The sequence below is a fragment of the Pseudomonas koreensis genome, assembly GCF_012986595.1.
Classification (GTDB): domain Bacteria; phylum Pseudomonadota; class Gammaproteobacteria; order Pseudomonadales; family Pseudomonadaceae; genus Aquipseudomonas; species Aquipseudomonas koreensis.
Window position 1 is genome coordinate 1 of sequence record NZ_JAAQYM010000018.1, and the last position, 1255, is coordinate 1255.

The window sequence follows — 1255 nt, forward strand, 5'->3', positions numbered from 1 at the left end:
CGATTCTGTTGAAAAAGTAGCTCCCCTGTTTGACCTGCGGCAAAATTGCTTCATTGGCCGGCGGGGGATCACAGAGCATGATTGGACAGTTATCGAGTGGGCAGGATCGGCTGTTTTACTCGTTCAACCTTGAAGATCACATCCCAGCCAATCATCTTCTGCGCAGCATTGATCGGTGTCTCGATCTGAGCGACCTGCGCCATTACCTCGCCGATTTCTATAGCCCGATTGGACGTCCGTCGATTGATCCTGAGCTGATGATCCGCATGCTGATCTCGGGCTATTGCTACGGCATTCGCTCAGAGCGGCGGCTGTGCGAAGAGGCCCATTTGAACCTGGCGTATCGCTGGTTCTGCCGGTTAAACCTTGAAGATGAAGTCCCCAACCACTCGACATTTTCCAAAAATAGACACGGCCGTTTTCGGGACAGCGATCTGTTTCGCTGGTTGTTCAATGAAGTGCTGCGTCGTTGCATGGACGCAGGCTTGGTCAAAGGTGAAGGCTTTGCCGTGGACGCCAGCATCATCAAGGCGGATGCGAGTCGGCAGCGCGGCGTACCGGGTGATGAACAGATCAACTGGAGCGATCCGGCCCTGAGCACTCGCGCCGTGCGTGAGTACCTTGAAGGCCTCGATGAGGAGGCTTTGGCCGAAACGCTACCGAAACGCCTGTCGCTGACGGATCCTCAGGCCCGCTGGACCGCAGCTCCAGGTGGCCCAGCGTTCTACGCTTACTCCACGAATTATCTGATCGATACCGAGCACGGCGTGATCATGGATGTGGAACCCACACCGGCTCATCGAACCGCAGAAGTCGAGAGCACCAAGACAATGATCGATCGGGTCGAAGCGCAGTTCGACATCAAGCCGGAACGCCTCATTGGCGACACCGCTTACGGTACCGCGCCGATGCTGGCCTGGATGGTGGAGGAAAAGAACATCGAGCCACATGTGCCGGTGTGGGACAAAACCGAACGTAAGAACGACAGTTTTTCGAGCAACGATTTCCGCTGGAATGAAGAGACTGAGGAATACTGCTACCCGGCTGGCAATGCATTACGTAGCGAATGGCGAGCCTTCAAGAACGAGCGTTCGCACGTCACCAAAGCCAACACCATCATCTTCCGATCCAGGCAGAGCGACTGCGTTGCCTGTCCGATGAAAGCCAAGTGCTGCCCGAACACTGCGCTCCGCAAGATCGCCCGCAGCGTCCATGAAGCCGCGCGCGATGTGGCTCGGCGAATCGCAACGACACC

The 1255-nt window shown here is 56.6% G+C and carries 1 protein-coding gene; it reads left to right on the forward strand.

The genetic code is table 11. The features are described from left to right. Window positions 1-77: 77 nt before the first annotated feature. A partial coding sequence (locus HBN98_RS27755; protein ID WP_151101765.1) for a transposase occupies window positions 78-1255 on the forward strand: 1178 nt, incomplete at its 3' end.